Origin of the sequence: Dactylosporangium sp. NPDC050688, from assembly GCF_040654515.1 — a bacterium.
Taxonomy (GTDB): domain Bacteria; phylum Actinomycetota; class Actinomycetes; order Mycobacteriales; family Micromonosporaceae; genus Dactylosporangium.
Window position 1 is genome coordinate 29,027 of the sequence record NZ_JBFAIC010000058.1, and the last position, 2,276, is coordinate 31,302.

Annotated in this window: 1 pseudogene; it reads right to left on the reverse strand. The window is 71.0% G+C overall.

Annotated features, from left to right (window positions below):
• Positions 1–191: 191 nt before the first annotated feature.
• Positions 192–2,099: pseudogene (locus AB0H83_RS38565) on the reverse strand (ABC transporter ATP-binding protein); the annotation flags it as partial.
• Positions 2,100–2,276 lie beyond the last annotated feature (177 nt).

A 2,276-nucleotide genomic window follows, 5' to 3' on the forward strand; every position in this document is an offset into this window, starting at 1 on the left:
ACACGGAGCCCGGACCACACGGAGCCCGGACCACACGGAGCCCGGACCACACGGAGCCCGGACCACACGGAGCCCGGACCACACGGAGCCCGGACCACACGGAGCCCGGACCCCCCAGACGCCGGACCACCCCGTGCCGTGGACTTCCGGCACGGGGTGGGTCGGCTGGCGACGGCGCGGCGGTGGGGTCAGTCGACCTCGACGGCCGCGGCGGCGAACTGGGCGGAGTACAGCCGTGCGTACGCGCCGCCCGAGGCCAGCAGCGACGCGTGGGTGCCCTGCTCGACGATCGAGCCGTGCTCCATGACGAGGATCAGGTCGGCGTCGCGGATCGTGGAGAGGCGGTGCGCGATGACGAAGCTCGTCCGGCCTGCGCGCAGGGTGCTCATCGCGCGCTGGATGAGGACCTCGGTGCGGGTGTCGACGGAGCTGGTCGCCTCGTCCAGGATGAGGATCGTCGGCTCGGCCAGGAACGCCCGGGCGATCGTGATGAGCTGCTTCTCCCCGGCCGAGACGCCGGCGCCCTCCTCGTCGATGACGGTGTCGTACCCCTCGGGCAGGGTGCGCACGAACCGGTCGGCGTGCGCCGTCTCGGCCGCCGCGACGATCTTTTCGCGGGTCGGCTGGTCGGCGCCGTAGGCGAGGTTCTCCGCGATCGTGCCCTGGAACAGCCAGGTGTCCTGCAGGACCATGCCGATCTGTTCGCGCAGCTCGTCGCGGGTCATCGTGGCGATGTCGACGTCGTCGAGCAGGATCCGGCCGGCGGTCAGGTCGTAGAAGCGCATGACCAGGTTGACCAGGGTGGTCTTGCCGGCGCCGGTCGGGCCGACGATCGCGACCGTCTGCCCAGGCTCGACGGTGAGGTTGAGGTCCTCGATGAGCGGCTCGTCCGGCTTGTACCGGAACGACACCCCCTCGAAGGTGACCTTGCCCCGCACCTGGGCGGGCCGGGCCGGCTCGACCGGGTCCGGGGACTGCTCGGCGGCGTCGAGCAGCTGGAAGACCCGCTCCGCGGACGCGATCCCGGACTGCACCAGGTTGGCCATGCTCGCGACCTGCGTCAGCGGCTGGCTGAACTGGCGGGAGTACTGGATGAACGCCTGCACGTCACCGAGCGACAGCGACCCCGACGCCACCCGCAGGCCGCCGACGACGGCGACGAGCACGTAGTTGAGGTTGCCGATGAACATCATCGCCGGCTGGATGAGCCCGGAGATGAACTGGGCCCGGAACGACGCGGTGTACAGCGCGTCGTTGTGCTCCTCGAACGTCTTCGCCGCCTCCGCCTCCCGGCCGAAGATCTTCACCACGGCGTGCCCGGTGAACATCTCCTCGATGTGGCCGTTGAGCTTGCCGGTGGTCGCCCACTGCCGGACGAACTGCGGCTGGGACCGCTTGCCGATGCGGGTTGTGATCCACACCGACACCGGCACGGTGACCAGGGCGATGATCGCCAGCAGCGGCGAGATCCAGAACATCACGCCGAGCACCGCGACGATTGTCAGCACGGACGTGAGCAGCATGCTCAGCGACTGCTGCAGCGTCATCGCGATGTTGTCGGTGTCGTTGGTGGCGCGGCTGAGGACCTCGCCGCGCGGCTGCTGGTCGAAGTAGCTCAGCGGCAGCCGGGACAGCTTCGCCGAGACCTGCTCGCGCAGCCGGTACACGGTGCGCTGCACGACGACGGTGGTGAGCCGGGCCTGCAGCAGCCCGAGGATCCAGGCGGCGAGGTAAACGACGGCGACCCACAGCAGGACCCGTTCGAGGCGCTCGAAGTCGATGCCGCGCCCGGGCACGACGTGGTCCATCGCGGCGAGCATGTCGGCGTAGCGGTCCTGACCCTTGGCCCGGGCCGCGGCGACCGCGGCGTCCTTGCTGACGCCGGCCGGCAGCTCCCGGCCGACGATGCCCTCGAAGATGACGTCGGTGGCCTTGCCGAGCAGCTTCGGCCCGATGACGGACAGCACGACGCTGCCGATGCCGAACACCAGCACGGCCGCGACCAGCAACCGGTCGGGGGCGAGCATGCGCAGCAGCCGCTTGGTGGAGCCCTTGAAGTCCTCAAGCTTCGCCGGCGGCCCACCGGCCCCCATCATCATCCTGCCCGGCCCGAACGCGGGCGGCGCCGGCCGCGCCCCACCGCCGGCCGGTCTCCCCGGGCCGGTCATGACGTCACCTCCGCTGCGCTCCGGCGCCGCCCTGACCGTCGAACTGCACCCACGATGCCCAGCTCCTCGCTCCGCTGCGGGCCGGTCATGACGCCACCCCCGCTGCGC